Source organism: Streptomyces sp. NPDC048483, from assembly GCF_040651455.1.
Lineage (GTDB): Bacteria > Actinomycetota > Actinomycetes > Streptomycetales > Streptomycetaceae > Streptomyces.
In genome coordinates this window covers 60,116-85,043 of sequence record NZ_JBEZJZ010000011.1, presented here as the reverse complement: position 1 = coordinate 85,043, position 24,928 = coordinate 60,116, and the positions used below count along the sequence as shown (strand labels likewise).

25 protein-coding genes are annotated in these 24,928 nt (G+C 70.6%); 7 read left to right on the top strand and 18 right to left on the bottom strand.

The window, feature by feature from the left end; translation table 11 throughout:
• Window positions 1-7: 7 nt before the first annotated feature.
• Window positions 8-346, top strand: a complete 339-nt coding sequence (locus AB0D04_RS08675; protein ID WP_362700788.1) for a hypothetical protein — start codon at window positions 8-10, stop codon at window positions 344-346.
• Here AB0D04_RS08675 and AB0D04_RS08670 read toward each other — a convergent pair.
• Window positions 300-1,322 (bottom strand): LysR substrate-binding domain-containing protein, encoded by a 1,023-nt coding sequence (locus tag AB0D04_RS08670; RefSeq protein WP_362700879.1) that lies wholly within the window; start codon window positions 1,320-1,322, stop codon window positions 300-302. The two genes, AB0D04_RS08675 and AB0D04_RS08670, sit on opposite strands and share 47 nt — an antisense overlap.
• A 35-nt stretch (window positions 1,323-1,357) precedes the next feature.
• Here AB0D04_RS08670 and AB0D04_RS08665 point away from each other — a divergent pair, with 35 nt between their 5' ends.
• The gene (locus AB0D04_RS08665; protein WP_362700786.1) at window positions 1,358-2,680 is read left to right on the top strand and encodes an MFS transporter; all 1,323 of its coding nucleotides are present in this window, start codon (window positions 1,358-1,360) and stop codon (window positions 2,678-2,680) included.
• A 127-nt stretch (window positions 2,681-2,807) separates the two neighbouring features.
• On the opposite strand, the gene AB0D04_RS08660 is transcribed toward AB0D04_RS08665, so the two are convergent.
• The 5 genes from AB0D04_RS08660 to AB0D04_RS08640 form a co-directional block, all read right to left on the bottom strand.
• Window positions 2,808-3,146 carry a hypothetical protein gene (locus AB0D04_RS08660; RefSeq protein ID WP_362700784.1) on the bottom strand — a complete coding sequence of 113 codons (339 nt, stop codon included), beginning with the start codon at window positions 3,144-3,146 and terminating at the stop codon, window positions 2,808-2,810.
• A gap of 26 nt (window positions 3,147-3,172) precedes the next feature.
• Window positions 3,173-4,084 carry a radical SAM/SPASM domain-containing protein gene (locus AB0D04_RS08655; protein ID WP_362700782.1) on the bottom strand — a complete coding sequence of 304 codons (912 nt, stop codon included), beginning with the start codon at window positions 4,082-4,084 and terminating at the stop codon, window positions 3,173-3,175.
• 81 nt (window positions 4,085-4,165) lie between these two features.
• Window positions 4,166-4,393 carry a hypothetical protein gene (locus AB0D04_RS08650; protein WP_362700780.1) on the bottom strand — a complete coding sequence of 76 codons (228 nt, stop codon included), beginning with the start codon at window positions 4,391-4,393 and terminating at the stop codon, window positions 4,166-4,168.
• Window positions 4,390-4,581, bottom strand: a complete 192-nt coding sequence (locus tag AB0D04_RS08645; protein ID WP_362700779.1) for a hypothetical protein — start codon at window positions 4,579-4,581, stop codon at window positions 4,390-4,392. The genes AB0D04_RS08650 and AB0D04_RS08645 overlap by 4 nt, the downstream gene beginning before the upstream one ends.
• A complete protein-coding gene (locus AB0D04_RS08640; RefSeq protein ID WP_362700777.1) occupies window positions 4,578-4,817 on the bottom strand; it encodes a hypothetical protein in 240 nt (79 codons plus the stop codon). The genes AB0D04_RS08645 and AB0D04_RS08640 overlap by 4 nt, the downstream gene beginning before the upstream one ends.
• Window positions 4,818-5,081: 264 nt before the next feature.
• Between AB0D04_RS08640 and AB0D04_RS08635 the strand changes: the two genes are divergently transcribed.
• Window positions 5,082-6,296, top strand: a complete 1,215-nt coding sequence (locus AB0D04_RS08635; RefSeq protein ID WP_362700775.1) for a hypothetical protein — start codon at window positions 5,082-5,084, stop codon at window positions 6,294-6,296.
• A gap of 17 nt (window positions 6,297-6,313) precedes the next feature.
• Window positions 6,314-6,844: a GNAT family N-acetyltransferase gene (locus AB0D04_RS08630; protein WP_362700773.1), complete on the top strand. Its 531-nt coding sequence runs from the start codon at window positions 6,314-6,316 to the stop codon at window positions 6,842-6,844.
• Window positions 6,845-6,934: 90 nt separating this feature from the next.
• Here the strand turns inward: AB0D04_RS08630 and AB0D04_RS08625 are convergent, their stop codons facing one another.
• The 11 genes from AB0D04_RS08625 to AB0D04_RS08575 all read right to left on the bottom strand — a co-directional run bounded on the left by AB0D04_RS08625 (window position 6,935) and on the right by AB0D04_RS08575 (window position 20,522).
• Window positions 6,935-8,212, bottom strand: coding sequence for a thymidine phosphorylase (locus tag AB0D04_RS08625; RefSeq protein ID WP_362700771.1), 1,278 nt, complete (start codon window positions 8,210-8,212; stop codon window positions 6,935-6,937).
• A 91-nt stretch (window positions 8,213-8,303) separates the two neighbouring features.
• Window positions 8,304-8,699, bottom strand: coding sequence for a cytidine deaminase (locus tag AB0D04_RS08620; RefSeq protein ID WP_362700769.1), 396 nt, complete (start codon window positions 8,697-8,699; stop codon window positions 8,304-8,306).
• Window positions 8,696-9,919: an ABC transporter permease gene (locus tag AB0D04_RS08615; protein ID WP_362700876.1), complete on the bottom strand. Its 1,224-nt coding sequence runs from the start codon at window positions 9,917-9,919 to the stop codon at window positions 8,696-8,698. Before AB0D04_RS08615 ends, AB0D04_RS08620 begins: the two co-directional genes overlap by 4 nt.
• Before the next feature lie 65 nt (window positions 9,920-9,984).
• Window positions 9,985-11,100, bottom strand: a complete 1,116-nt coding sequence (locus AB0D04_RS08610) for an ABC transporter permease (RefSeq protein WP_362700767.1) — start codon at window positions 11,098-11,100, stop codon at window positions 9,985-9,987.
• Window positions 11,097-12,692, bottom strand: coding sequence for an ABC transporter ATP-binding protein (locus tag AB0D04_RS08605; protein ID WP_362700874.1), 1,596 nt, complete (start codon window positions 12,690-12,692; stop codon window positions 11,097-11,099). The genes AB0D04_RS08610 and AB0D04_RS08605 overlap by 4 nt, the downstream gene beginning before the upstream one ends.
• A 187-nt stretch (window positions 12,693-12,879) precedes the next feature.
• A complete protein-coding gene (locus AB0D04_RS08600; protein ID WP_362700765.1) occupies window positions 12,880-13,914 on the bottom strand; it encodes a BMP family ABC transporter substrate-binding protein in 1,035 nt (344 codons plus the stop codon).
• A 376-nt stretch (window positions 13,915-14,290) separates the two neighbouring features.
• On the bottom strand, window positions 14,291-15,508 hold the full coding sequence (locus tag AB0D04_RS08595; protein WP_362700871.1) for an amidohydrolase: 1,218 nt from the start codon (window positions 15,506-15,508) through the stop codon (window positions 14,291-14,293).
• A 206-nt stretch (window positions 15,509-15,714) separates the two neighbouring features.
• Entirely contained in the window at window positions 15,715-16,791 is a 1,077-nt protein-coding gene (locus AB0D04_RS08590) for a hypothetical protein (RefSeq protein WP_362700869.1), read from the bottom strand.
• A 167-nt stretch (window positions 16,792-16,958) separates the two neighbouring features.
• Complete coding sequence (locus AB0D04_RS08585; protein ID WP_362700763.1) at window positions 16,959-17,891, bottom strand: N-acetylneuraminate synthase family protein; 933 nt, start codon at window positions 17,889-17,891, stop codon at window positions 16,959-16,961.
• A 64-nt stretch (window positions 17,892-17,955) separates the two neighbouring features.
• On the bottom strand, window positions 17,956-19,161 hold the full coding sequence (locus tag AB0D04_RS08580; RefSeq protein WP_362700761.1) for an acylneuraminate cytidylyltransferase: 1,206 nt from the start codon (window positions 19,159-19,161) through the stop codon (window positions 17,956-17,958).
• Window positions 19,162-19,199: 38 nt separating this feature from the next.
• On the bottom strand, window positions 19,200-20,522 hold the full coding sequence (locus AB0D04_RS08575; RefSeq protein ID WP_362700867.1) for a DUF6716 putative glycosyltransferase: 1,323 nt from the start codon (window positions 20,520-20,522) through the stop codon (window positions 19,200-19,202).
• Window positions 20,523-20,745: 223 nt separating this feature from the next.
• Here AB0D04_RS08575 and AB0D04_RS08570 point away from each other — a divergent pair, with 223 nt between their 5' ends.
• Genes AB0D04_RS08570 through AB0D04_RS08560 form a run of 3 tightly spaced genes read left to right on the top strand, consistent with a single transcriptional unit; the run spans window position 20,746 to window position 24,214 of the window.
• Window positions 20,746-21,723 carry a glycosyltransferase family 2 protein gene (locus AB0D04_RS08570; protein ID WP_362700759.1) on the top strand — a complete coding sequence of 326 codons (978 nt, stop codon included), beginning with the start codon at window positions 20,746-20,748 and terminating at the stop codon, window positions 21,721-21,723.
• Window positions 21,723-23,066, top strand: coding sequence for a polysialyltransferase family glycosyltransferase (locus AB0D04_RS08565; RefSeq protein ID WP_362700757.1), 1,344 nt, complete (start codon window positions 21,723-21,725; stop codon window positions 23,064-23,066). The genes AB0D04_RS08570 and AB0D04_RS08565 overlap by 1 nt, the downstream gene beginning before the upstream one ends.
• Window positions 23,063-24,214 (top strand): acyltransferase, encoded by a 1,152-nt coding sequence (locus tag AB0D04_RS08560; protein WP_362700755.1) that lies wholly within the window; start codon window positions 23,063-23,065, stop codon window positions 24,212-24,214. The genes AB0D04_RS08565 and AB0D04_RS08560 overlap by 4 nt, the downstream gene beginning before the upstream one ends.
• Window positions 24,215-24,245: 31 nt before the next feature.
• On the opposite strand, the gene AB0D04_RS08555 is transcribed toward AB0D04_RS08560, so the two are convergent.
• Window positions 24,246-24,917 (bottom strand): TetR/AcrR family transcriptional regulator C-terminal domain-containing protein, encoded by a 672-nt coding sequence (locus AB0D04_RS08555; RefSeq protein WP_362700753.1) that lies wholly within the window; start codon window positions 24,915-24,917, stop codon window positions 24,246-24,248.
• Window positions 24,918-24,928 lie beyond the last annotated feature (11 nt).

The window sequence follows — 24,928 nt, the reverse complement described above, 5'->3', positions numbered from 1 at the left end:
TATCGCCATGGCAGACCCCGGCAGGCTGCAGATCCATACGGTGGAATCCACGGACGGCACAGCGGCGCGCTGCGTCGTGCGCTGTGTCGGCGGCACCGTACGCCCGGGTGAGACCTTTACCGTGGCCCGCTCCCCGGCCGGCGACGACACCCCGGTGCACCTCACGCTGACGCGGATCAACCGGTACGGCCACCAGGTCGCTCTCGTCGACCCTCCCCACTCCGCGCTGGTCGACCTGAGCGGTGCCGGGACCCGAACCCTGGTCCGGGGGACGGTCCTCACGGCGGCCCCGGCGCCCGTCACCGAGGCAACAGCACCCCCCGCCGGCTCAGCAGGAACTTCTTGAACGCGGCCACCGGCGGCGTGTCCGGGTGCCCGTCCAGCCAGGCCACGCCGATCTCCCGCACCGCCCGCGGCGCCGTCACCGTCAGCTCGGAGACGCCGGGCCGCGGCACCGCGGGCGGCGGCAGCAGCGCCACCCCCAGCCCGGCCGCCACCAGGCCGCGCAGCGTCTCGGCCTCCTCCCCCTCGAACGCGACCCGCGGGGTGAACCCCGCCTCGGCGCACAGCGCATCGGTGATCCGGCGCAGCCCGTACCCCGGCTCCAGGGTCACGAACAGCTCGCCCGCCGCCTCCGCCAGCCGGATCCGCTTACGGCTCGCCAGCGGATGGTCGTCCGGGACGACGAGCCGCAGCTTCTGCTCGTCGAGCCGCCGCGCCACCAGATCCGGGTAGTCCGGCACCGGCGAGGTCAGACAGAGGTCGAGATCGCCGAGCCGCAGTCGTTCGATCATCGCCTCGCCGTAGTTCTGCACCAACTGGAAGCGCACCCGCGGATGATCGGCGCGGAAGGTGCGGATGAGGCCGGGGACCGTCTCCGGGCCCAGCGTGTGCAGAAAGCCGAAGGCGACCTTGCCGGCGGTGGGGTCGGCGTCGGCCCGTACGGAGTCCGTCGCCCGCTCCAGATCCGCCAACGCCCGTTCTGCGGAGGCGAGGAAGGACCGCCCGGCCGGGGTGAGCGAGAGGGTACGGCCGTGCCGGGCGAAGAGGGCGACACCGAGGTCCTCCTCCAGCCGGACGATGGCGCGGCTGAGGGTCGGCTGGGGCATGCCCAGCTCCTGTGCGGCGCGGGTGACATGCTCATGCCGGGCCACCGCGGTGAACTGCGCGAGCCGTGGCGCGAGGGCCCAGGCCCAGGAACTCACGCCAAGATCAGTGGCGTCCGCCACTTCCGCGATGTCTTTTCTGTTGCGAGGTTGCAACAGAGGTGCTCGTGAACTGCGATCATGCGTCACAGAATCGATTATGCCGTTTCCATGCATTGGACGCATGAAGCGCCCCGCCCTACCTTCGAAGCATGCCTCCCGCTGATACCGGGGCGTCCGTCACCACCCGTACGGCCGCCTCTCCCCAGTCGTCCACCGACACTTCTTCCCGTGCAGCCGCTGCCGTCGACCCCGAGTCCGGCAAGCTGCACCCGGGCGGCCCCGGCTACCGCCGGATGAGCTTCGCCCTCTTCGCCGCCGGAGTCGCCACCTTCGCGCTCCTGTACTCCACGCAGGCGCTGCTGCCCGCGATCTCCAGCGACCTCAACGTCTCGCCGGACCAGGCGAGTTGGACCGTATCGGCGGCCACGTTCGGCCTGGCGCTCGGGGTGATCCCGCTGAGCGCGGTCTCCGAACGCGTCGGCCGGCGCACGCTCATGACGGCCTCGCTCTCCCTCGCCGCCGTGATCGCGATGCTGGTCCCCTTCGCCCCCTCCCTCGGCGTGCTGATCGCCCTGCGCGCCGTCCAGGGTGTGGCGCTGGCGGGTCTGCCCGCCTCGGCGATGGCGTTCCTGGCGGAAGAGGTACGCGCCAAGGCGCTCGTGGCGGCCATCGGCCTCTTCGTCGCGGGCAACAGCATCGGCGGGATGTCCGGCCGCATCGTGACCGGCTGGGTCGCCCAGGCCTGGGGCTGGCGGGCCGCACTCGGCGCGGTCGGCGTGATGGCAGTGGTGTGCGCGGTGGCCTTCCGGCTGCTGATCCCCAAGGCCCGCCACTTCGCGCCCCGTTCGGTCGGCCCGCGCGCCCTGGCCCGCACGCTCGGCGGCCACCTGGCCAACCCGCTACTGCGCCGCCTGTACGGCATCGGTGCGCTCTTCATGACGGTCTTCGGCGCCGTCTACACCGTCATCGGCTACCGCCTGACCTCCGCGCCGTTCAACCTCCCGCAGGGCGTCGTCGGCTCGATCTTCATCGTCTATCTGGTCGGCACGGTCTCCTCGGCCGCGGCGGGCACACTCGTCGCCCGTCTGGGCCGCCGCGGCGCCCTCTACCTGGCCGTCGGCGCGACCTCCACCGGCCTCCTGCTCTCCCTCGCCGACTCCGTCGCCGCGGTCCTGGCGGGCCTGATCCTGATCACCGCGGGCTTCTTCGCGGGCCACGCGGTCGCCTCCTCCGCGGTCAGCCGCACCGCGAAGACGGCCCGCGCCCAGGCCTCGGCCCTCTACCAGTGCTCGTACTACGTCGGCAGCAGCCTGGGCGGCGCGCTGGGCGCGGCGGCCTTCCACGCGGCGGGCTGGGAGGGCACCGTGGCCCTCGGCCTGGTGGCGATGGTCGGCGCGGCGTCGATCACGCTGTACGCGACCCGCAAGGCGGTCGTCGAGCGCCGGCACCTACGGCTGGCCAAGGCGGCGTAGCCGCACCCGCGAACCGGAGGGGCCGTCCCGCCACCTGTCCTGGTGGGGCGGCCCCTTCGCCGTACGCACCGGCGGCCGTCGGGTCAGTCCGGCCCGAAGCATGCGGTGTCGGTGGTCACGGGCCCCGCTACTGCTGCACAGCCGACTGTGCGCGCAGCTCCGCGAGACGCCGTTGGTACACGGGACCGGCTACATGAGCCGCGCGCGACGGAGTCGGGGATGCCTCTTCGATCAGGCGTTGCGCCGCAGCCTTGAGTGCAGCCGACCAGGCCAGCACATGCTGTTGGGCGCTGCGCCCGCACTCCTGCGGTTCGCCGGGCAGGCACAACGGAAGTTCGGGGCCGACTTTGTTCGCAGCGCCCCGTACGTAGCGGGCGATCTGCTCCCACTGTTCTTCGGTCCGCTGCACGGCTGCGGGGTGGCCTTCGTTCATCCACCTGCCGAAGTCGTCTCCGTGATCGTCCATGGCGCTCCTACGGCTCGTTCAGCGTCTCAGGCTGGGGCGCCGATCGTAACGGCGACTGGCTCGGCGTCTGCTTCCTTCGGGTCGCAGTGCCCCACCGAGGGGACGCACGGCCCGCATGGCGTGCAGCTCGGCAGGAACTGTGGCGGCGTGCACGACTCGGCCGGTTTCAGGTCGTGGGCCGCCGCGATTTCCGCGCGTGCCTGCGTCGTGGTGGTGCTGTTCCAGATTTCCGCGAGTGGGGTCTCGCGGACGTTGCCGAGGGTGATGAAGCGGCCCAGCACGCACGGCCACACGTTGCCGTCGGGGCCGATGGCGCATTGCCCGAGGGCGCAGTGACCGCAGAGGTCGTCAATGGTGGGGACGGCCCCTTTGCCGGCCCGACCGAATGCCCGGCTCTGATCTCCTCCAACGTGACCGACGCCGAGTTCGGTGAGGTCACGTGCTGCCTGGTGGACACGCTGACCCTCGCGGACCGCGACAACACCCCCGCGGAGGGGGACTCTCAAGCTGATCGCTTTCTCGATGTTCTGACGGGTACGCCGGTGGGAGCCTCGCAGGTTGGTGACCCTGTCGTGGTCTTGGGGGTTGTCGGAGTAGTAGGACGTCGCGAGCTTGACCCGGTGCTGCCTGAACGTTTCCCACAGCTCATCCCGGATGTAGGTCATGTTCGAGAAGACCTCGATGGCGAGACCCGCCCCGTGAGCGTGCGCGATCAGGGCGGGCAGGTGTGGGTAGAGCGTCGGCTCACCGCCGATGAACTGCACATCGACCGCACCCATCGCCGCTAACTGAGTGATGACGCCCTTCCAGTCGTCCACGGCCATAGTCCCGTGCGTGCCTTGGGGGGACGAGTCCGCGTAACAGTGGTCGCAGGACTCGTTACAGAATCCCGTCACCTCCAGCCACGCAAATTTCAGGGGGCTTTGGACAGCGCTCATTCAGTTCTCCTTGGCGTGTGAGTGGTGAGTGGTACACGGCTACGGCGGCGCGGGCTTCACGGGGGCACCGCGCCGCCGGAGTCATGAGCCGGGGCGGTCGCCCCAGCGGTCGGTGTGCGATGCCGGACGCGGGCCGGCGGCGAGGTCCGCGGATGCGGCATCCGGCCGCGAGATGCCGACCGACGCAGCGTGGGCTTCCATCAGAGAGGGTCCGACGATCAGCGTCGGCGGGGCCAAGCCGAGCGCGCCGAGGACAAGCACGGCCAGGCCCCGACCGGACGGCGGTTCGGCCACGTTCCGGCCGGTCACGGATGCACCCACTTACCACGACGGGCCAGGATCTCCAGCGAGAGCGGCGAGGCCGGCCACGGTTCTCCGCCACCGTGGCGGGAACGCAGCAGCGGGACCTCGTTGCAGACGTCCGTCACCACAGCTTCGCAGTCGCGGGCCGGGTCGCGGACAAGGTCGCCGACACCGGGGGGCCGGTCGCCGGTCACGGCGCGGCCTCGATCTCGTCGGGGTCCGTGGTCCACTCCGTGCCGCCGCCCTCGGGGGCCAGCCACGCGACCGGCGGCGCTTCCAGCAGGCCACGGGACGGGACGAACTGCACGCCGTTCGGCTCCGGGGCGATGGCCCGCAGGACGCCTACGCGCCCGGTGGCAGTGTCCAGAACGGCGCGGCCGAGCAACGGGTGTTTGCAGTGCCCCAGGCCGAGGGGTACGGGGGTGGTCATCGTGGCCTCACCTCATGAGGATGGGGATGGGGGTGAGGTAGCCGTCCCCCTCAGGGTCGTGGGGACGGCCACCAGGCACCGCCGGGAAGGCGGTGCGTGGCCAGTTCAACGCGGCGCGGCCGGTAACGCGTAGGAAAATTGGGGCTCTTGTCGGTTGCGGGCATCCGGAAATTTCCGGTGGCGGTCGAGTAGAGAAGGGTTCGCTCTCGATGATCACGCAGCTACGGTGGGTGTGTGACCGGAAATTCCCGCCTCCAGATCAAGATGGATGAACTGGGCTATACACAGGAGGAATTGGCAAAGGCCGTTAACGGCAAGCTCATCGAAGCAGGCGAGCGGGACGGCGTAGGCGACCGCACCGTTCGCACCTGGCTGACCGGAAAAACCGCGTGGCCCCACCGAGCCAAGCGGGAGGCCCTACAGGCAGTATTCGGGTGCACCGCCGAAGAACTCGGCTTCACCCCGCCCCCCGAACCTCCCGCCCCGCCCCCGGAGGAACCCCACGTGCATCGTCGCCGCTTCGTCACCGCGGTCGGCGGCACCGCCGCCGCAGCTGTTCCCCTCATCGCCGCATGCCCCACCGTCGGTACCTCCGACGTCCAGCGACTCCGGGCGGGGCTTGCCTGCCTATGGCTCATGGACGATCAGGAAGGCGGCGGGAGCGAACTCGAACGACGCGCTCTCGAACTGTGCAAGTACACCGAGAACCTGCAACAGGCCGGTAGCGCAACCAGCCGGATCCGCTCACGCCTGTACGCCCTCGCGGCGTCCTTCACTGCCGCTGCCATGTGGGCCGCGGTTGACACCAGGAGCCTGGATCGTGCGCAGCGGCACTTAGAGAAGGCGACCCACCTTGCCGTCCTCTCCGGCGACGGGCAGGTCCAGCATCAAGCATGGCGCTCTGCCGCCATGCTCGCCGAGCAGCGCGGACGCCCCTCCGACGCCGTGGCCGCCATGGAGGCAGCCATGGCGACCTCCACGCACCGTCGTGACCCGCTCTACGCATCGCTCACACACGCAAATCTGGCAATGGCCCTTGCCGTGAAGGGCGAGAGACACCGCGCCCGGCGGGCCCTTGACCGCGCCGCGGATGCCTTCGAGCGCGCCGACCCCCAGCGGCCCCGCTCGGCATCCGTCGCGTTCTTCACCCAAGGAGAGCTGGACGGCCTGACCGCGGCCACCCTGCTCAGGCTCGGGAATGCCGAGCAAGCGGAAGCACACACGTACCGCTGCCTGGGCGCGCTCCGGCCCGACCAGCACCGCAATCGTGCCTTCTACACGGCGCAAGTGGCCCTGTGCCAGGTCGATCAGGGCGACCTGGAGATGGCGTGCGCGACAGCGGCGACTGTCGCGCCGCCCCCGGATTCCCCAGGCGGCCGCATCGGCCACATGCTCAGCAGTTTCACCAAGACCATCTCCGAGAAAGCACCGGACGCCGCCGCTACCCGCGCCTGGCGCGATCGCATGCGCAGAGCCTGACGACCAAGGAGACGCTCATGACCTCACCCGACATCCAGCTGCGCACCTTTGGGCGTGACCATGCGGAGGAGATCCGTGGTCTGCTGCTCGACACCCACGACGACGCCTACGCCGACAGCGACGAGGAATTCGACGGCCGCGAACGCTTCGCCTGGTTCGTGGACCACTGGAGCGCACTGGACGGCTACGCCTGCGTCGTGGCCTACGACGGCACCGAACCCGTCGGCTTCGCCTATGGCGCGCCGCTTGCCGCGGGCAAGGAGTGGTGGCGCGGACACCTCGCTCCGGCACCCGGCCACGGAGCCACCTTCGCCCTCTCCGAGCTGCTGGTGCGGCCGAAGTGGCGACGCACCGGAGTCTCCGCGCGGCTGCACCGGGCGCTCATCGACGACCGGCCCGAACGCATGGCCGTACTCCTGGTCGATGTGGAGCATCCCAAGGTGCAGGCGCTGTACGAGTCGTGGGGGTACCGCAAGGTCGGCGAGCAGCGCCCCTTCCCCGACGCGCCGCTGTACGCGGTGATGCTGGTCGACCTCGAGCCGGTGTGATTCCCGCTCGCACCATCGCGGCGGCCTGCTCCCCTGCTGGCGGGGGTGGGTGGCGCCCTGCCGCATAAGGCCCGGGCGCCACCGGCCGCCTCAGCCGATGCGTTCCAGCACCACCGGCGAGGCGTTGAAGTCCGCGTCCGCCGGCCCGACGAGCACCCCGCCGTCCAGCGCCTCCAGCGCATACGAGAACTTCTCCGGCGTATCCGTGTGCAGCGTGAGCAGCGGCTCGCCCTCCCGCACCACATCCCCCGGCTTGGCGTGCATCTCCACGCCGGCGCCCGCCTGGACCGGGTCCTCCTTGCGGGCGCGGCCGGCGCCGAGGCGCCAGGCTGCGAGGCCTACGGCGTAGGCGTCGAGGGTGGTGAGTACGCCGGAGGCGGGGGCCGGCACGACGTGGGTCTCGCGGGCCACGGGGAGGGAGGCGTCGGGGTCGCCGCCCTGGGCGGTGATCATGCGGCGCCAGTGGTCCATGGCGGAGCCGTCGGCCAGGGCCTTGGCGGGGTCGGCGTCCTTCAGGCCCGCCGCGTCGAGCATTTCGCGGGCGAGGGCCAGGGTCAGTTCGACCACGTCGGCGGGGCCGCCGCCGGCCAGGACCTCGACGGATTCGCGGACTTCGAGGGCGTTGCCGGCCGTGCGGCCGAGGGGGGTGGCCATGTCGGTGAGCAGGGCGGTCGTCCGTACGCCGTGGTCGGTGCCCAACTCGACCATGGTGGCGGCCAGTTCGCGGGCGTCGTCGAGATGCTTCATAAAGGCGCCGGAGCCGACCTTGACGTCCAGGACGAGGGAGCCGGTGCCCTCGGCGATCTTCTTGGACATGATGGAGGAGGCGATGAGGGGGATGGATTCGACGGTGCCGGTGACGTCGCGGAGGGCGTAGAGCTTTTTGTCGGCGGGGGCGAGGCCGTCGCCGGCGGCGCAGATGACGGAGCCGGCGGAGCGCAGGACGTTCAGCATCTCGGCGTTGGAGAGATGGGCGCGCCAGCCGGGGATGGCCTCCAGCTTGTCGAGGGTGCCGCCGGTGTGGCCGAGGCCGCGGCCGGAGAGCTGGGGGACGGCCGCGCCGCAGGCGGCGACGAGGGGGGCCAGCGGGAGGGTGATCTTGTCGCCCACGCCGCCGGTGGAGTGCTTGTCGGCGGTGGGGCGGTTCAGGGAGGAGAAGTCCATGCGCTCGCCGGAGGCGATCATGGCGGCGGTCCAGCGGGCGATCTCCGTACGGGTCATGCCGTTGAGGAAGATGGCCATGGCCAGGGACGACATCTGTTCGTGGGCGACCTCGCCGCGGGTGTAGGCGTCGATGACCCAGTCGATCTGATCGGGGGTCAGCTCACCGCGGTCGCGCTTGGTGCGGATGACGGAGATGACGTCCATGGACGGTTCCTTTCGAACGGGTGGCTCTCGTTCTACACGCATAGACACGAGGTGTGGCCAGATCGGACGGGATCCGGCCACACCTCGTGCGTCAGGGGGCCAGGTGGCCGGGCCCGAAGGGATCGGGCAGAAGGTCGGACAGCGGCCGGATGCCGGCGGCCGTATCGACCAGGAGGTCCGGGCCGCCGTGCTCATACAGGAGCTGGCGGCAGCGGCCGCACGGGACGAGGAGCGCACCCTCGCCGTCGACGCAGGTGAAGGCGGTCAAGCGGCCCCCGCCGCCCGCAAACAGGGCGGAGACCAGCCCGCATTCGGCGCAGAGCGCGAGGCCGTACGAGGCGTTCTCGACGTTGCAGCCGGTGACCGTACGGCCGTCGTCCACCAGGGCGGCGGCGCCTACGGGATAGCCGGAATAAGGGGCGTAGGCCCGGGACATGGCGTCCCGGGCCTGCCCCCGCAGCGACTCCCAGTCGGGAGCTTGGCTCACTTGCCCTGGCCCCTTCGGTAGATCTTGCCGATGGCCTTCGGGGGCCGCAGTCGCTGGGCGGCCAGCGCGAGCACCAGCAGCGTGGTGATGTACGGGGCGACGCTGACGATCTCCAGCGCGACGGTGTCGCTGGTGGCGTACCAGACGGCGAGCAGCACGGCGCAGACCAGGCTGATCACGGCCTGGGTGCGGAAGCCGGTGCGCAGCTTCCAGGCGGCGAGGCCGACCAGCAGTACGGCGAGCAGGAGCAGCAGCGCGTGGACGGTGGGGCCGCCGCCGCGCTGCTGGAGCGCGTCCATGAAGCCGAACAGGCCGGCGCCCATGGCGACGCCGCCCGGCCGCCAGTTGCCGAAGATCATGGTGGCGAGGCCGATGTAGCCGCGGCCGCCGGTCTGGCCGTCCTGGTAGATGTGCACGTAGATCGCGAGGAACGCGCCGCCGAGTCCGGCCAGCGCACCAGAGGCGACCACCGCCGCGTACTTGTAGCGGTAGACGTTGACGCCGAGCGATTCGGCCGCGATCGGGCCCTCGCCGCAGGAGCGCAGCCGCAGCCCGAAGGAGGTGCGCCACAGGACGAAGAAGGTGAGCACGAAGACGCCGGCCGTCAGCAGCGTCAGCCAGGAGACGTTGGTGACCAGGGAGCCGCAGATGCCGGCCGCGTCGGAGATCAGGAACCAGTGGTGCTGCTCGATGGAGTAGAGCCAGTCGGACAGGCCGGGAACGGTGAACGTCGGCATGTCGGACATCGGTGGCGACTGCTTGTCGTTGCCGCCGGCGGCCGCGGCCGCGCTGCCGTCCGCGCCGAACCACAGCTTGGCGAGGAACTGGGTCAGGCCGAGCGCCATGATGTTGATGGCGACGCCGGAGACGATGTGGTCGACGCCGAAGGTGACCGTGGCGAGGGCGTGCAGCAGTCCGCCGAGCGCGCCGCCGAGGACGCCGGCCAGGGCCGCGGCCCAGGGCCCGTGCTGCCAGCCGACCGCGCCGGCGGAGAAGGCACCGAGCATCATCATGCCTTCGAGGCCGATGTTGATGACGCCGGAGCGCTCGGCCCACAGGCCGCCGAGACCGGCCAGGCCGATCGGCACGGCGGCGTTGAGCGCCTCGGTGTACTGGCCGGAGCCGGTCAGGTTGTCGGCGCCCGTGACGACCCGCAGCAGGGACAGCAGGATGAGGGCGCCCGAAAGGAGCAGCAGGACCTTGGGGTAGGTCAGCTTCATCCGGGAGCGCTTGGGCTTGTGCTGGTGGCCGGTGCTCTCTGCGACCGGGGCCGTGAGGTTCGTGCTCACGAGGACACCTCCGCCTTGTCGGTCTTACGGGCCTGTGCGGCGAGCTGCTCGCCGACCTGCCGCTGCTGGAGTCTGAGGCCGTAGCGGCGCACGACTTCGTAAGCGATGACGACGCAGAGCACGATGACGCCCTGCATCACTCCGACGATCTCCTGCTCGTAGTCCTCGAATTCGAGCTGGGTGCCGGTGCGTTCGAGGAAGCCCCACAGCAGCGCGCCGACTGCCATGCCGACCGGGTGGTTGCGTCCGAGGAGCGCGATGGCGATGCCGGTGAAGCCGATGCCGACGGGGAAGTCGGTGCCGTAGTTGTACGAGACACCGAGCAGCGTCGGCATGCCGATCAGGCCCGCCGCGGCGCCCGACAGCAGCATGGAGGTGACGATCATGCGCTTGACGTGGACGCCGCTGGCCTCGGCCGCCGGCTCGGACTGGCCGACGGTCCGCAGGTCGAAGCCGAAGCGAGTGCGGTTGAGGAGGAACCAGTACGCGAAGCCGACGATGACGGCGATGACGAGAAAGCCGTCGAGGGGCTTGGGCTGAGTGGGGATGGTGAAGAAGTGGCTGGAAGCCGGCAGGTTGGGCGTGTGGAAGAGGTTGCCCTCCCTCGTCGCCAGCCGGCCTTCCTGGAGGAAGTAGCCGATGACCGCGGCGGCAATGGCGTTCAGCATGATCGTGGTGATCACTTCACTGACGCCGCGGGTGGTCTTCAGCAGACCCGCGATACCCGCCCAGACCGAGCCGACCAGCATCGCGACGAGGATGATCAGCGGGATCTGCAGATAGCCGGGGAGCGTCAGCGCGCCGCCGACCACCGCGGCGAAGAACGCCGCGATGCGGTACTGGCCGTCGACGCCGATGTTGAAGAGGTTCATCCGGAAGCCGATGGCGACGGCCAGCGCGGACAGGTAGTACGGGACCGCCTTGTTGATGATCCAGACCTGGCTGTCGCTCTTGGAGCCGAAGTCGGCCATCACGGTGTAGGCGTGGAGCGGGTCCTTGCCGGTGGCCAGGATGATCACTGAGGTGATCAGCAGGGCCGCCACGATGGCGAGGACAGGGGCGGCGATCCCGAGGATCAGCTTGTTCTTGTCGAACCTGGCGAACTTCTTCACTCGGACTCACCCTCCTCGGTGGAAGGGTGCTCCAGGTGGCCGGTAGCGGCGCCGGTCATGGCTGAGCCCAACTCCTCCGGGGTGATGGTGGCGGGGTCCGCGTCCGCGACCAGGCGGCCGCGGTACATGACCCGCAGGGTGTCGGACAGCCCGATCAGCTCGTCCAGGTCGGCCGAGATCAGCAGCACGGCCAGCCCTTCACGGCGCGCCTCGCGGATCTGGTCCCAGATCTGCGCCTGGGCACCGACGTCCACACCCCGGGTGGGGTGCGCGGCGATCAGCAGCTTGGGGTGGTGGCTCATCTCGCGGCCGACGATCAGCTTCTGCTGGTTGCCGCCGGAGAGCGAGGCCGCGGTGACCTCGATGCCGGGGGTACGGACGTCGTACTCGGCGACGATCCGCACGGTGTCGGCGCGGGCGGCCTTCAGGTCCAGCAGCCGGCCCTTGGCGTTGGGCTTTTCGGTGACATGGCCCAGGATGCGGTTCTCCCACAGCGGGGCCTCCAGCAGCAGACCGTGCCGGTGGCGGTCCTCGGGGATGTAGCCGATGCCGTCCTCGCGCCGGGTGCGGGTCGTGGCATGGCTGATGTCGATGCCGTCCAGCCCGATGGTGCCGCTGTCGGGGTCGCGCATGCCCATGATGGCCTCGACCAGTTCGGCCTGGCCGTTGCCCTCCACACCCGCGATGCCCAGTACTTCGCCCTTGCGGATGGTCAGCGACACATCGTCCAGGACGGTCCGCGCCACGCCCTCGGCATCGGTGGAGGTCAGCCGCAGCCCCTCGACCTTCAGCATCTCCACGTCCGTGACGGTGGACTCGCGGGTCTGCGGCGAGGGCAGCTCGCTGCCGACCATCAGCTCGGCGAGCTGCTTGGGCGTGGTCTCGCCGGGGACGACGGAGCCGACGGTGGTGCCGCGCCGGATGACGGTGATGTCGTCGGCGACCGAGAGCACCTCACCCAGCTTGTGGGAGATGAAGATGACGGTCAGGCCCTCGGCCTTGAGCTCGCGCAGATTGTCGAAGAGCGCATCGACCTCCTGCGGGACGAGGACGGCGGTCGGCTCGTCGAGGATGAGGGTGCGGGCGCCGCGGTAGAGAACCTTGAGGATCTCCACACGCTGGCGGTCGGCGACGCCGAGGTCCTCGACGAGCACGTCGGGGCGGACGCCGAGGCCGTAGCGGTCGGAGATCTTGAGGATCTCGGCGCGGGCCTTGCCGCTGATGCCGTGCAGTTTCTCGCCGCCGAGAACGACGTTCTCCAGGACGGTGAGGTTGTCGGCGAGCATGAAGTGCTGGTGCACCATGCCGATGCCGCGGGCGATGGCGTCGGCCGGGCTGTGGAAGCTGACCTGGTCGCCGTCGATGCCGATGGTGCCCTCGTCCGGCTTCTGCATGCCGTAGAGGATCTTCATCAGCGTGGACTTGCCCGCGCCGTTCTCACCGACGAGCGCATGCACGGTGCCGCGGTGGATGGTGATGTCGATGTCGTGGTTGGCGACGACGCCCGGGAACCGCTTGGTGATCCCGCGGAGTTCCACCGCAGGTGTTGCGGCGGGGGCGCTGTCTGCCTGGGGGCTGCTGGACGCTTTGATGGCGCACTCTCCTCAGAGGGACAGGGAGTGGTACGAAGGAGCGGGGTGGTGACGATATCGCGCCAACTCCCGCGCTACGCGCGTAGTGTCGGCGCCGAAAAAAGCCGATAAGGATGCCGGGTCGATCCGGCGAACGGGCCCGGTACGGCGGCTCGGTGGCCGCCGCGCCGGGCCCGTGTGAGCCCTGCTACTTGGCGGGGGTCTCGCTGACCTTCACCTGGCCCGACGCGATCTTCTTCTTCGCCGCGTCGATCTTGGCCTGGATGTCGTCGATGAAACCGCCCGAGGTGGACAGGCGCACGCCGTCGTCCTTGAGCGTGTAGCTCTTGTTGCCGGTCAGCGGCTTCTTGTCCTTGACGCTCTTGACGAGGTCGTAGACCGCCACATCGACGTTCTTCATCACCGAGGTGAGGATCGAGCTCTTGTACTTGGCCAGACCCGGCTGCAGGTACTGGTCGGAGTCGACGCCGATCGCCCAGGTGCCCTTCTTGCCGGCGACCGTCTCGATCGAGCCGTTGCCGGACTGGCCGGCCGCGGTGTAGATGACGTCGATGCCGGCGTCGAGCATGCCCTTGGCCTTGCCCTTGGCGGCGGCCGGGTCGTTGAAGCCCTTGTCGTCGTTGGCGTAGAGGTACTCGGAGGTGATCTTCGCCTTGGGGTCGGTGTCCTTGACGCCCTGCTCGAAGCCCGCCTGGAACTTCTGGATCAGCGCGTTGTTCACGCCACCGATGAAGCCGACCTTGTGGGTCTTGCTCTTCAGTGCGGCGGCGACACCGGCGAGGTAGGAGGCCTCGTTCTCGGCGAAGACCATGCCGTAGACGTTCTTGGCCTCGGACGGCGAGTCGACCACACCGAAGGTGGTGTCCGGGTAGTCCTTGGCGACCTTGTTGACGGACTTGCCGTAGTTGAAGCCGACGCCGACGACGGGGTTGAAGCCCGCCTCGGCCAGCGACGACAGCCGCTGCTCGCGGTCCGCCTCGGTCTCGCCGTTCTTGGCGGTCATCATCTTGGACTTGACGCCGAGGTCCTTCCCGGCCTTGTCCACGCCACGGGCCGCGGCTTCGTTGAAGGAGTGGTCGTCCCGGCCGCCGACGTCAAAGGCGAGTCCGACGCCCTTGTTCTTGCCTCCGGACTCGGTGGACGACGCACCACAGGCGGTCAGTGAACAGGTGAGGGCCGCGGTGGCGATGCCCGCGGAAACGATCTTGGATACCCGGCGCACGAGGGGTCCCTTCGACTCGTAGCGCCTCCTTTGGCGCTGATTCCGCGGCATCGTAACGCGCGTAGATGCCAGATAAAGGGGTGCTTCGCAGCCGTTATCGGATCGTCTCAAACGGAAGCTGATCGTCAGGGCTCCCAAGGGTTACGAAAGGTTACGGGCGGGCATCGCCGGGCGGGCATCGCCGCGGCGGGCCATGGCCCGGGGACGCGCCCGACGCCGTCCAGCGCGCCGGACTCGATGACGGCGCTGGCGCCGCCCGGGAGGATGTCCTCCGCGTGGCTCCTCCCGGCCTCGGCCCGCCGTCGCGCAGCGCAACGACGTCCGATCCGAGGGTGACGCGCCCGCCCGTTCTCCTGGTACGAGCCCGTTCCCCCGTTCACGAGAAGGACGGATCCACCGACAGCAGGGCCGCGGCCGTGAAGAGCTCAACCCCCACCCGGATCGCCTCCTCGTCCACGTCGAAGTCGCCGCGGTGCAGGTCGTACTGGTGCCAGGTGTCGGGGGCGCGGACGCCGAGGCGGGCCATGGCGCCGGGGACGTGTTCGAGGTACCAGGAGAAGTCCTCGCCGCCGAGGGACTGCTCGGTGTCCTCGACGCTGTGGAGGCCGCGGCGGGCGGTCATCGCGTCCTGCAGGAGCTGGGCGCTCGCCGCCTCGTTCACCACGGGCGGGACGCCGCGGACGTAGTTGATCTGGGACTTGGCGCCGTGCAGGGTGGCGGTCTCGTCGATGGCGGCGTGGACCAGGTCGGGGGCCTGGTGCCAGGCGTCGAGGTCGAGGCAGCGGACCGTGCCGGCGAGTTCGGCGTGCTGGGGGATGACATTGCAGGCGTGGCCGGATGCGAGGCGGCCCCAGGTGATGGCGAGGCCTGCGCGGGCGTCCACGCGGCGGGCGATCAGGGCCGGTACGTCGACGGCGACCCGGGCGGCGGCGGTGACCATGTCGGTGGTCAGGTGGGGGCGGGCGGTGTGGCCGCCGGGGCCGTCGAGCTCGACCTCCAGGCGGTCGCAGGCGGAGGTGATCGCTCCCGTACGGAGTCCGATCCGGCCGGCGTCGACGCGCGGGTCGCAGTGCACGGCGAGGATGCGGCCGACGTTCTCCAGGACGCCGTCCTCGATGGCGTCGGTGGCGCCGCCCGGGAGGATTTCTTCCGCGGGCTGGAAGAGGAGCCGTACGGGGCGGGGCAGCCGTCCCTCGCGGGCCAGCTCGGCCAGGACCAGGCCGGCGCCGAGGACGACGGTGGTGTGGACGTCGTGGCCGCAGGCGTGGGCGCGGCCGGGGACCACGGACGCGTAGGGGGCGGTCTTGGTGTCCGGGATGGGGAGGGCGTCGATGTCGGCGCGGAGGGCAAGGAGGGGGACCTCGCCGCCGGCCTCCGTACCGATGTCGCAGATCATGCCGGTGCCGGTGGCCAGGACGCGGGGGCGCAGGCCCGCCCGCTCCAGGCGGTCCTTGATCGCCGCGGTGGTGCGCAGCTCCTGGTTGCCGAGTTCGGGGTGCCGGTGCATGTCACGGCGGAAGGCGATGAGTTCGGCGAGGAGCGCCTCGGGGACCGTACCGGGGAGCAGGATGGGGGCGGCGGCATCGGGGGACATCAGTTGGTTCACCCGTTGAAGGTTACGGGCCCCCATGGGGCAACTGTCCCTCGATCAACAAAAGTTCAGCCCGTTAGGGGAAGAAAATCAGCCCGGTTGGTGCATGGACGGATTGCGGGAGGGGTATGCAATTTTGTTTCGCCCGATGGCCGGACCTGGACCCGTCCTGGTCCCGTCCCTGCCCCGTCCTGACCCCGTCCGGGTCCTCATCCCGTGGCCAGTTTCCGGGCGAACTGGAGGCGCTGCACATCGCGGGCCGTCCCGGTCACCCCGTCGAGGAACCCCTGGGCGCGCGGTGAGGCGCCGGCCGTCAGCCAGGACGGGTCGATGTCGCAGACGGCGACGCGGACCTCAGTTCCCTGGAGCGCGAGCGGCAGGGTGTGGACCACCGTGGACGGGAAGCTGAGGATCAGCCGGCCGATGGGGCCACGGCGGGCGATCAGTTCGAGCGGAAGGTCGGGGCGTACGACCTCCAGGCCGGTTTCGCCCGTGAGGCGGCGGAGCTTGTCGGTGCTTTCGCGGCGGTGGGCGAAGTAGCGGGTGGCGCCGTGGGTGCGGGCGAGAACCCGTACGGCCTCCAGGTAGCGGTCGGCGTCGACCACTCCGGTTTCGACCAGTGAGGTGCCGACGATGTCGGTGCCACGGGTGAGGCGGGGCGGGCCGAAGCGGGCGCGGGTCCAGGCGAAGTCGTTGGCGGTGACATGGACGCCGGGGGGCACCTCTACGGGCATGGAGCTGAAGAGGCCGATGGTGCGGCGGCGTCGGCCGCCGTCGGGTGCCGGGGTGAGGCGGCGGCGCGCGGTGGCCGAGAAGGGCGCGAAGATCAGGTCGCGGGCGCCGCGTCCGGTGCCGTGGCGGTGCCAGCGCACCAGCCGTTCCCCGCGGGCCAGTTGGCCGATGAACTCCATGGTGGCGGTGCCGTCGTCGACCACGACGAGGTCGCGCGCCTTGGTGAGGGTGAGGAGGAGTTGCACGTACCGGGAGAAGGGGTCGCCCAGGACGACGCGGCGGGCGCGGCGCAGCAGCGGGGTGAGGCCGCCGATGGTGCGCATCGGGGCGGTCGGGCCGCCGCGGGCCTCTTCCCAGCGGACCGAGTGGCCCTCGTCGCGGGCGAGTTCGGCCATCCGGCGCAGCTGGCCGCGGCTCATCGGGTCGTGCGGGGAGAGCACGACGACGGTGAGGGCGGTGGCCTGCGCGGTGTGCGCCCATTCCAGGACGTTGAGCAGCTGCACCGGGCTTTCGACGAAGGCGAGGGTGCCGGTGTCCGTGGGGGTCGTCCTCATGTTGTCACCGGGGGGTTCGGTCCGCTTGCACTGCCGGGGCACCCCCAGGAGACGACGGGCGGGAGTACCCGTCGTCTCCTGGGGCGGGACCTCGGCGCCGGGCGTGGCGGGCGCGGCGCGGGTCCCTTCGGGTGAGCTCACGAGGGGAACTCCTGTCTGCCAGGCGGTCAGACGGTGGCCGGCTCGCGGTCGGCGGCCTCGGTCTCGGCGACCACGCCGGCGACGCGGCGCAGCTTCTTCATCGGGCCGAGCTCGGACTCGTAGACCTTCTTGACGCCGTCGCCGAGGGACTCCTCGATGGTGCGAATGTCGCGGACCAGGCGGGTCAGGCCGCCGGGCTCGACGGAGGCGGCCTGGTCGGAGCCCCACATGGCGCGGTCGAGGGTGATGTGGCGCTCGATGAAGGTGGCGCCGAGGGCGACCGCGGCGAGGGTGGTCTGCAGGCCGGTCTCGTGGCCGCTGTAGCCGATCGGGACGTTGGGGTACTCGTCCTGCAGGGTGTTGATCATGCGCAGGTTGAGCTCCTCGGCCTTGGCCGGGTAGGTGCTGGTGGCGTGGCAGAGCAGGATGTTGTCGCTGCCCAGGACCTCGACCGCGTGGCGGATCTGCTTCGGGGTCGACATGCCGGTGGAGAGGATGACGGTACGGCCGGTGGCGCGCATGGCGCGCAGCAGCTCGTCGTCGGTGAGCGAGGCGGAGGCGACCTTGTAGCAGGGCACGTCGAACTTCTCGAGGAAGGCGACGGACTCGACGTCCCACGGGGAGGCGAACCAGGCGATGCCGCGCTTCTTGCAGTACTCGTCGATGGCGCGGTAGCCGTCCTCGTCGAACTCCACACGGTGGCGGTAGTCGATGTAGGTCATCCGGCCCCAGGGGGTGTCGCGCTCGATGTCCCACTGGTCGCGCGGGGTGCAGATCTCCGGGGTCCGCTTCTGGAACTTGACGGCGTCACAGCCGGCGTCGGCGGCGGCGTCGATCAGCGCGAACGCGTTCTCCAGGTCGCCGTTGTGGTTGATGCCGATCTCGCCGGTGACGTAGACGGGGCGGCCGGGGCCGGCCTCGCGGTTGCCGAGGTTGCGGATGCGGGAGTTGCTGCTCATGGGGAGGGTTCCTTTGTGTGGGTAAAGGGGTGGAACGGGGTGGGGATCAGGTGCTGTAACGGGGTTACAGGGAGGGGCCCAGGAGCCAGCCGGCGATCTCGCGGATCGCGCCGCTGCCTCCGGGGGTCGCGGTGACCGCGCGGGCCGCGCCGCGCACCACGTCGTGTGCCCCGGCGACGGCCACCGGCCAGCCGACGAGGTCGAAGCACGGAAGGTCGTTGACGTCGTTGCCGACGTAGAGGACCCGCTCGGGGTCTATGCCCGCCTCCTCGCACCACTGCTTGAGGGCGAGGTCCTTGCGGTCGATGCCGTGCAGCACGGGCACCTGGAGCTTGCGGGCCCGCGCGGCGACGACCGGGTTCTGCTCGGTGGACAGGATCAGCAGCTTCAGCTCGGCCTTGCGCAGCGCGGCGATGCCGAGGCCGTCACCGCGGTGTACGGCGACGATCTCGCGTCCGTCGGCGTCGATCAGCACCCGGTCGTCGGTCTGGGTGCCGTCGAAGTCGAGGACGACCGCGTCGATGTCGTCGCTGGTCGGCAGCGCGCCGGGGCGCGGGGAGTCGAGCAGTGGCGCGAGCGCGCGGGCGCGGGCGAGGTCGTGCGGGTCGTCGATCTCCAGGACCCGGGCGGGGTCGGTGCGGACGAGTTCCGTGCGGCCGAAGAAGCGGTGGCCGCTGGTGCGGAAGCCGGCCGCGTCCATGGCGTAGGCGGCGCCGGTCTCCAGCAGGTCCTGGGGGCGGTCCTGGCGGCGCGGCCGGAAGGACTTGTCGTGGTTGATGCCGTGACCGCCGTCGGCGGCCGAGGCGGTGCCCGTGACCGTCGCCTCCGCATCGCGCCAGACGAAGCCGTGGAAGGGGGCGACCGTCAGTGCGCTGTCGGCGCCGCCCTCGACGACCGCCGCGGCGACGCCGTCGATGTCCTCCCGGGCGATGAACGGGCTGGTGCACTGGACCAGGAGCACCGCATCGATACGAGAGCCGTGCTCCGCCTCGTACGCGTCCATGGCGTGCAGCACCGCGGCCTCGCTGGTGGCGGTGTCGCCCGCGATATCGCCGGGGCGGCGTACGACGACCGCTCCGGCGCTGCGCGCGGCGGCCGCGATCCCGGCGTCATCGGTGGAGACCACGACATCGGTCACCAGCCGGGCGGCCCGGCATTCGCCGATCGCGCGGGCCACCAGGGGGACGCCCCCGACGGCGGCGAGGTTCTTGGCGGGTACGCCCTTGGATCCGCCACGGGCAGGGATGACGACCACAACTGTGGGTGGCATTGCGGACTCCTTGGTGGGGGTGGGCGACGGGTGGGCGGTCACAGCTGCCCCCAGCGGCGGATGGCGGGGGCGACGCGCTGGACGCCGTGGCGGTAGGCACCGCGGGCGGCCTCGCGGACGGTGTCGCGGGCGACCCGGCGCAGTCCGCCGGTCTCCTCGGGGGCGTCCGCGTATCCGGCGATCGGCTCGCCGTGCGGGTCCAGGCCGTGCCGGGCGAGGATGCCGGGGAGGTAGCCGGGGGCGGTGCGGGGTGTGTAGTAGGGGCTGACGGGCGGCAGCCGGTCGGCCTCGCGCAGCTCGGTGACCCGGGCGCGGGCGGCGTCGAAGGCCTTCTCGTAGGGGCCGTCGGCCGCTACTCCCTGCCGTGCCAGCCACTCCGCGTCGGGCTCCGGGCGGTGGCCTTCGTCCAGCTCGTCCCAGGAGGCGAGGCAGCCGGAGCCGAGGAAGGAGTGGTTGCCGAGGGCCTCGCGGATGCCGAGGTCGGTGAGGACGGCGGTGGGGATGCCGCGGTGCAGCGACTCCAGGGCGGCGGTCGAGCTGACGGTGACCATCAGGTCGGTGCGGTCCAGGACCTCGCCCATGTTCCCGTACACCAGACGGCAGTTGGCGGGCAGTCCGCCGGGCGCCTTGGCGGCGAGCTTCTGGTACGGGAGTTCCTCGATGTGCGTGGTGTGCTCGCCCGGCTTGCTGCGGAGCTTGATCAGCACCTCGCGGTCCGGGTGCCTGCGGGCGTGCTCAACTGCCCGGCGCAGCAGGTACGTCCGGTCGGCGCGGCTCTCCGGCACGGAGGGCTGGGCGGCGAACACCACGGTGTAGGGCTCACGCCCTTGCTGCGCGGACGGGTCGCCCTTGCCGGCCGCGCGGTCGTCCGCGTAGGGCTCGCCGCCGAGGAAGGGCAGGGCGCATTCGACCACGCTGCCGTCGTCGGCGCCGACGCCCCGGTAGACCTCGCGGAACCGGTCCGCGTCGTGCCGGGAGTTGGCGAGGACGACATCCGCGCCGTGCCGCAGCAGCAGCCCGTCGGCGAGCTTCTCGTAGACCACGCCGACGTAGCCGGTGATGACGACGGGGCGCCGCTCGGCCGCCCGCCAGGCGCAGCCGAGGCCGTGCAGCATTGCCTGCACCGCGCCGCCGACACATGCGAGCACCACGACGTCGTAACCACTACGGTCGATCGTGCGTACGAAGTCAATCGCCCTGATTTCGCGCAGCGAGTCCGCACGGGCGCCGACCTCGTCGAGCTGGCGGACCGTGGGAGTGGCGCGGCCGCGGAGCAGATAGCCGTCGAGCCGGATGTCCGGTTGGATTCGGTACGCTGTCAAAGCGCCCCATTTCCACCGGGTATCCGAGTCGGCGAGCACGGCGACTCGCGGCGTAGAAGTGGTACGTGATGGCACGTCGATGACGCTAGGAAGGCATTCCGTTTGGCGGGCCAACTGGGCCGCAACAAAGGGTTAACAGCGGGTCGACGAATGGCGAACCGGCTCGATTGTCGGCCTGGTTAACCATCCCGCCATTCTTCGTTCACCTTGAGGTCCGCACCGCTTAAAGACGAATGCCGGCTCCGCACCTAACGTCACCCGGGTGGTTAAGCTCTCCGTCATCGTGCCGTTCTACAACGTGCAGACATACGCGCCCGACACCCTGAAAAGCCTGGCGGCCAATGCCCGCGAGGACTTCGAATTCCTGCTCGTCGACGACTGTTCACGCGACGAGACCCCGGAGATCCTTGCGCGGGCCGAGCGCGAGCTCCCGGGCGCCAGACTGCTGCGGCACGAACAGAACGGCGGTCTGGCCACCGCCCGTAACACCGGCCTGGACGAGGCCCGCGGCGAGTACGTCACCTTCCTGGACGGCGACGACTGGCTGGCACCCGGCTACTTCGGCGAACTCCTTTCCGCCATAGAAGAGTTGGGGTGCGACTTCGTCCGCACGGACCACGTCCAGTGCACCAACCGCGCCCGCACCGTCCACCGCGTCCCGCACGGCCGGCGCGGCGTGGTGATGGACCCGCGCGAGCTGATCCTGCCCGCCGACCGCTCCACCTCCGTCGACTACGCCTACGCCTGGGCCGGCATCTATCACCGCAGGCTGCTGGACGACGGGGTGCTGCATTTCCGGCACGGACTGCGCACCGCGGAGGACCGACCGTGGATCTGGCGGCTGCACCGCGAGGCGAAATCCATGGCGGTGGTCGGCCTGCTCGGCGTCTTCTACCGGCGCGGGGTGGCGTCCTCGCTGACCCAGATCGGCGACGTCCGGCAATTGGATTTCATTCGCGCCTTCGACCAGGTGATCGAAGAAACCGCGCAAGATCGCGATGCGGATGTACTGCTCCCCAAAGCGGTGCGCACCTATTGCGCGATCATTTCCCACCACCTCGGCTCGATCGAACGATTCGAGCCGCAGGTCGCCCGTAAATTGCGTTCGATGAGTGCCGCGGCCATGAAGCGCATGCCGCAGGACGTACTGAAGGAAGCCCTGGATTCGATGGATGTGCAGCGTGCGTCCCGGCTGCGGCGGCTGCGCCGTCGCCCTGTTCCGGCGGAGGTCGCCGCCTGATGCCGAACCGGCCCCGTACCCAGATCTTCATGGCGTCCACGCTCTACGGCGCGGCGACCCTCGCGGCCGCCCTGGACGCCGACCGCTTCGGGCCGGCCGACCGCCGGCTGCTGCTGGTCAGCAACAACGCCACCACCCCGGAGACCACCGCGGCCCTGGACACCATGCCCGGCTTCGACCGGCTGCGCGGCCGCTTCGACCGCGTGCTGTCCTGGAACGAGACGATCAGCCCGTTCCACCCCGGCGGCTGGTCCCCGCGCGCGGACGACGCCCCGCTGTGGGAGCGGTATCTGCGGCTGCTGTGGGGCCTGGGCGACTCGGAGATCGAGCTGGTCGTCGAGTCCATCCAGGTCAACCCGGCGCTCGCGCTGGCCCAGGTGTTCCCGGGCGCGCCCATCGACGTCTACGCCGACGGCCTGATGAGCTACGGCCCCACCCGCAACAAGCTCGACCCGCTGATCGGCACCCGGATCGGCCGGCTGCTGCACCTGGACCTGGTGCCCGGCCTGACGCCGCTCCTCCTCACCGAGTTCGGGGTCGCGGCGGAGACCGTACCGACCGACGCCTTCACCAAGGTGCTGACCGAACTCGGCGACAACAGCGGCGAGTTGGACGTGCCGGAGGGCGGTGTCCTCCTCCTGGGCCAGTACCTCTCCGCGCTCGGCATCCTCACCCCCGAGGAAGAAGAGGACCTCCATCTGCGGATGGTGCGCGGCGCCGTCGAGCGCGGCCACCGGGAGATCGTCTTCAAACCGCATCCGTCCGCCCCGGCCCGCTGGTCGCGGCTGCTGGAGCGGGAGGCCGAGACGCTGGACATCGAGCTGACCGTGCTGGACAGCCCGGTTCTCGCCGAGGTCCTCTACCAGCGGATGCGGCCCGCCCTGGTAGTGGGCTGCTTCTCCACCGCCCTGCTGACGGCATCGACCTTCTACGACCTGCCGACCGCGCGTACGGGCACCGGCCTGCTGCTGGAGCGGCTCTCCCCGTACCAGAACAGCAACCGCATCCCGGTCACGATCGTGGACGCGCTGGTGCCCGACCTCAAGGACGCCGCCTCGCGGAAGCTCTCCGGGGACATCGGCGACCTGGTCACCGCCGTCGGCTACGCCATGCAGCACCAGATCTACCCGACGCTGCGCCCGGCCGCCGAGCGCTATCTCGCGGCCCACCTCGACCAGCGCACCTGGCCCTATTTCAAGCGCCGCCGGCTGACCGCGCTGGCGCTGCCCGGCGCGATCCCGTCCCAGCTGGCGTTCATCCCGCGCAATGCCACCGTACGCAAGGTCGCCCGCCGGGCGCGGGCCGTACAGCGGCGGCTGAAGAAGCGGACCGCGTTCGGATGACCACGACCCCGCAACTGACGCCCGGCGCCCCACCCTTGGCGCCGGCACCCGTCATCCCCTCCATACGGCGGCGCGGCCGGGAGATGGGCTCCTCCCGGCTGCGCGCACTGGACGGGCTGCGGCTGCTGGCCGCGCTGATGGTCGCGGCGTACCACTACGGTGGCCGCGGCGGCGAGATATCCGGGTCCTGGGGCGGTTCGGCCGCCCACCAGTTCCCCACCCTGGCGCCCTACTTCGCCTACGGCTGCCTGGGCGTCCAGATCTTCTTCGTCATCAGCGGCTTCGTCATCTGCCTCAGCGGCTGGGGCCGCACCCTACGGGCCTTCATCGCCAGCCGCATCTCCCGCCTCTACCCGGCGTACTGGGCCGCGATCCTCCTCGTCACCGCCGTCTTCGCCCTCCCCTGGGTCGCCTACAAGGCGCTCGCCCCCAGCGAGGTGCTGACGAACCTGACGATGCTTCAGCAGCCGCTCGGGGTGGACCGGGTACTCGGTGTCTGCTGGACCCTCTGGGCCGAGATGCGCTTCTACGCCCTCTTCGCGCTCTGCGTCGTCCTCCCGGGCGCCACCCGCGGCCGGGTCGTCCTCTTCTGCGCGGGCTGGACCCTGGCGGCGGCGATGGCCCAGGCCGCGAACCAGCCGCTGCTCAACACCGTCCTGATGCCGGAGTACGCCCCCTTCTTCATCGGCGGCGTGGGCCTGTACCTGCTGCACCGCTACGGCGCCCGCGACCCCATCGCCTGGGCGATAGTCCTGGTCAGCTGGCTGATCGGCCAGCACTACGCGGTCGCCGGCCTCTGGCACGCCCCCTCCGCCACCGCCTTCTCCTACCGCTCCACGGCCGTCATCATCGCCGTCGTCACCCTCGGCTTCGCCCTGGTCGCCGCTGTCGCGCTGGGCAAGCTGCACTGGGCGAACTGGCGCTGGCTGACGGTGGCGGGCGCGCTGACGTACCCCTTCTACCTGGTGCACGAGCACCTGGGCTGGGTCGTCGTCCGCGCCCTGCACCGCGACCTCGGCCTGCCGTCGTACGCGACGCTGCCGCTGACGGTGGCGCTGATGCTGGGGCTGGCGTGGCTGCTGCACCGGTGCGTGGAGCGGCCGCTCACGCCCGTGCTGAAGCGGGCGATCGATCCCCGGCGGCGGTGATCCGGGGCGGTGATCCGGGGGCCGTCGCCGCTCAGCCCCCCGCGCCCCGGCCGGACGTGGCCTCGATCCCGGCGACGATGAGGCGCAGCCCGTGCGCGAAGGATGCCTCGATGTCGCCGAACATCTCCCGTCCGGCCAGGGCCGCCAGCGGATGGTCCGCCGCCATCCGCTCCTCGCGCCCCGCGAGGTCGTAGGCCGGGTCGCGCTTCGCGGGCTCCTGCGGATCGGGATGCACCGACTGCTCCTCGATCACCAGCCCGATGGTGAAGTTGTACGCCGTCCAAAAGGACCGCGCCGCGTCGCGCAGCGTGAATCCGGCGTCGATGAACCGGCTCAGGAACCCATTGAGCGGCGCGACGTAGCTGTCGTCGGTCATCCGCGTACCGCTGATGACCCTGGCGCCGTCGCGATAGCCGAGCAGGTGGCGGCGCAGCGTCGAGCAGCTGGTGACGAGCATGTCCTGCCAGGTCATGCCGACCGCAGCCGCCCCGTCCGCCATCAGGGGGCCGCTCATCCGCCGGAACATCTCGGTGGCCATCTCGTCCAGCAGCTCCTGCTTGTTCTTGAAGTGCCAGTACAGGGCGGGCGCCTGGACGTTCAGCTCCTTCGCGATGCGGCGCAGGGTGAGCCCTTCGAGCCCCACCTCGTTCAGCAGGCGGAGGGCGGTGTCCACCACCTGTTTCCGGTCGATGCGCGAAACCATGTTGACAACTT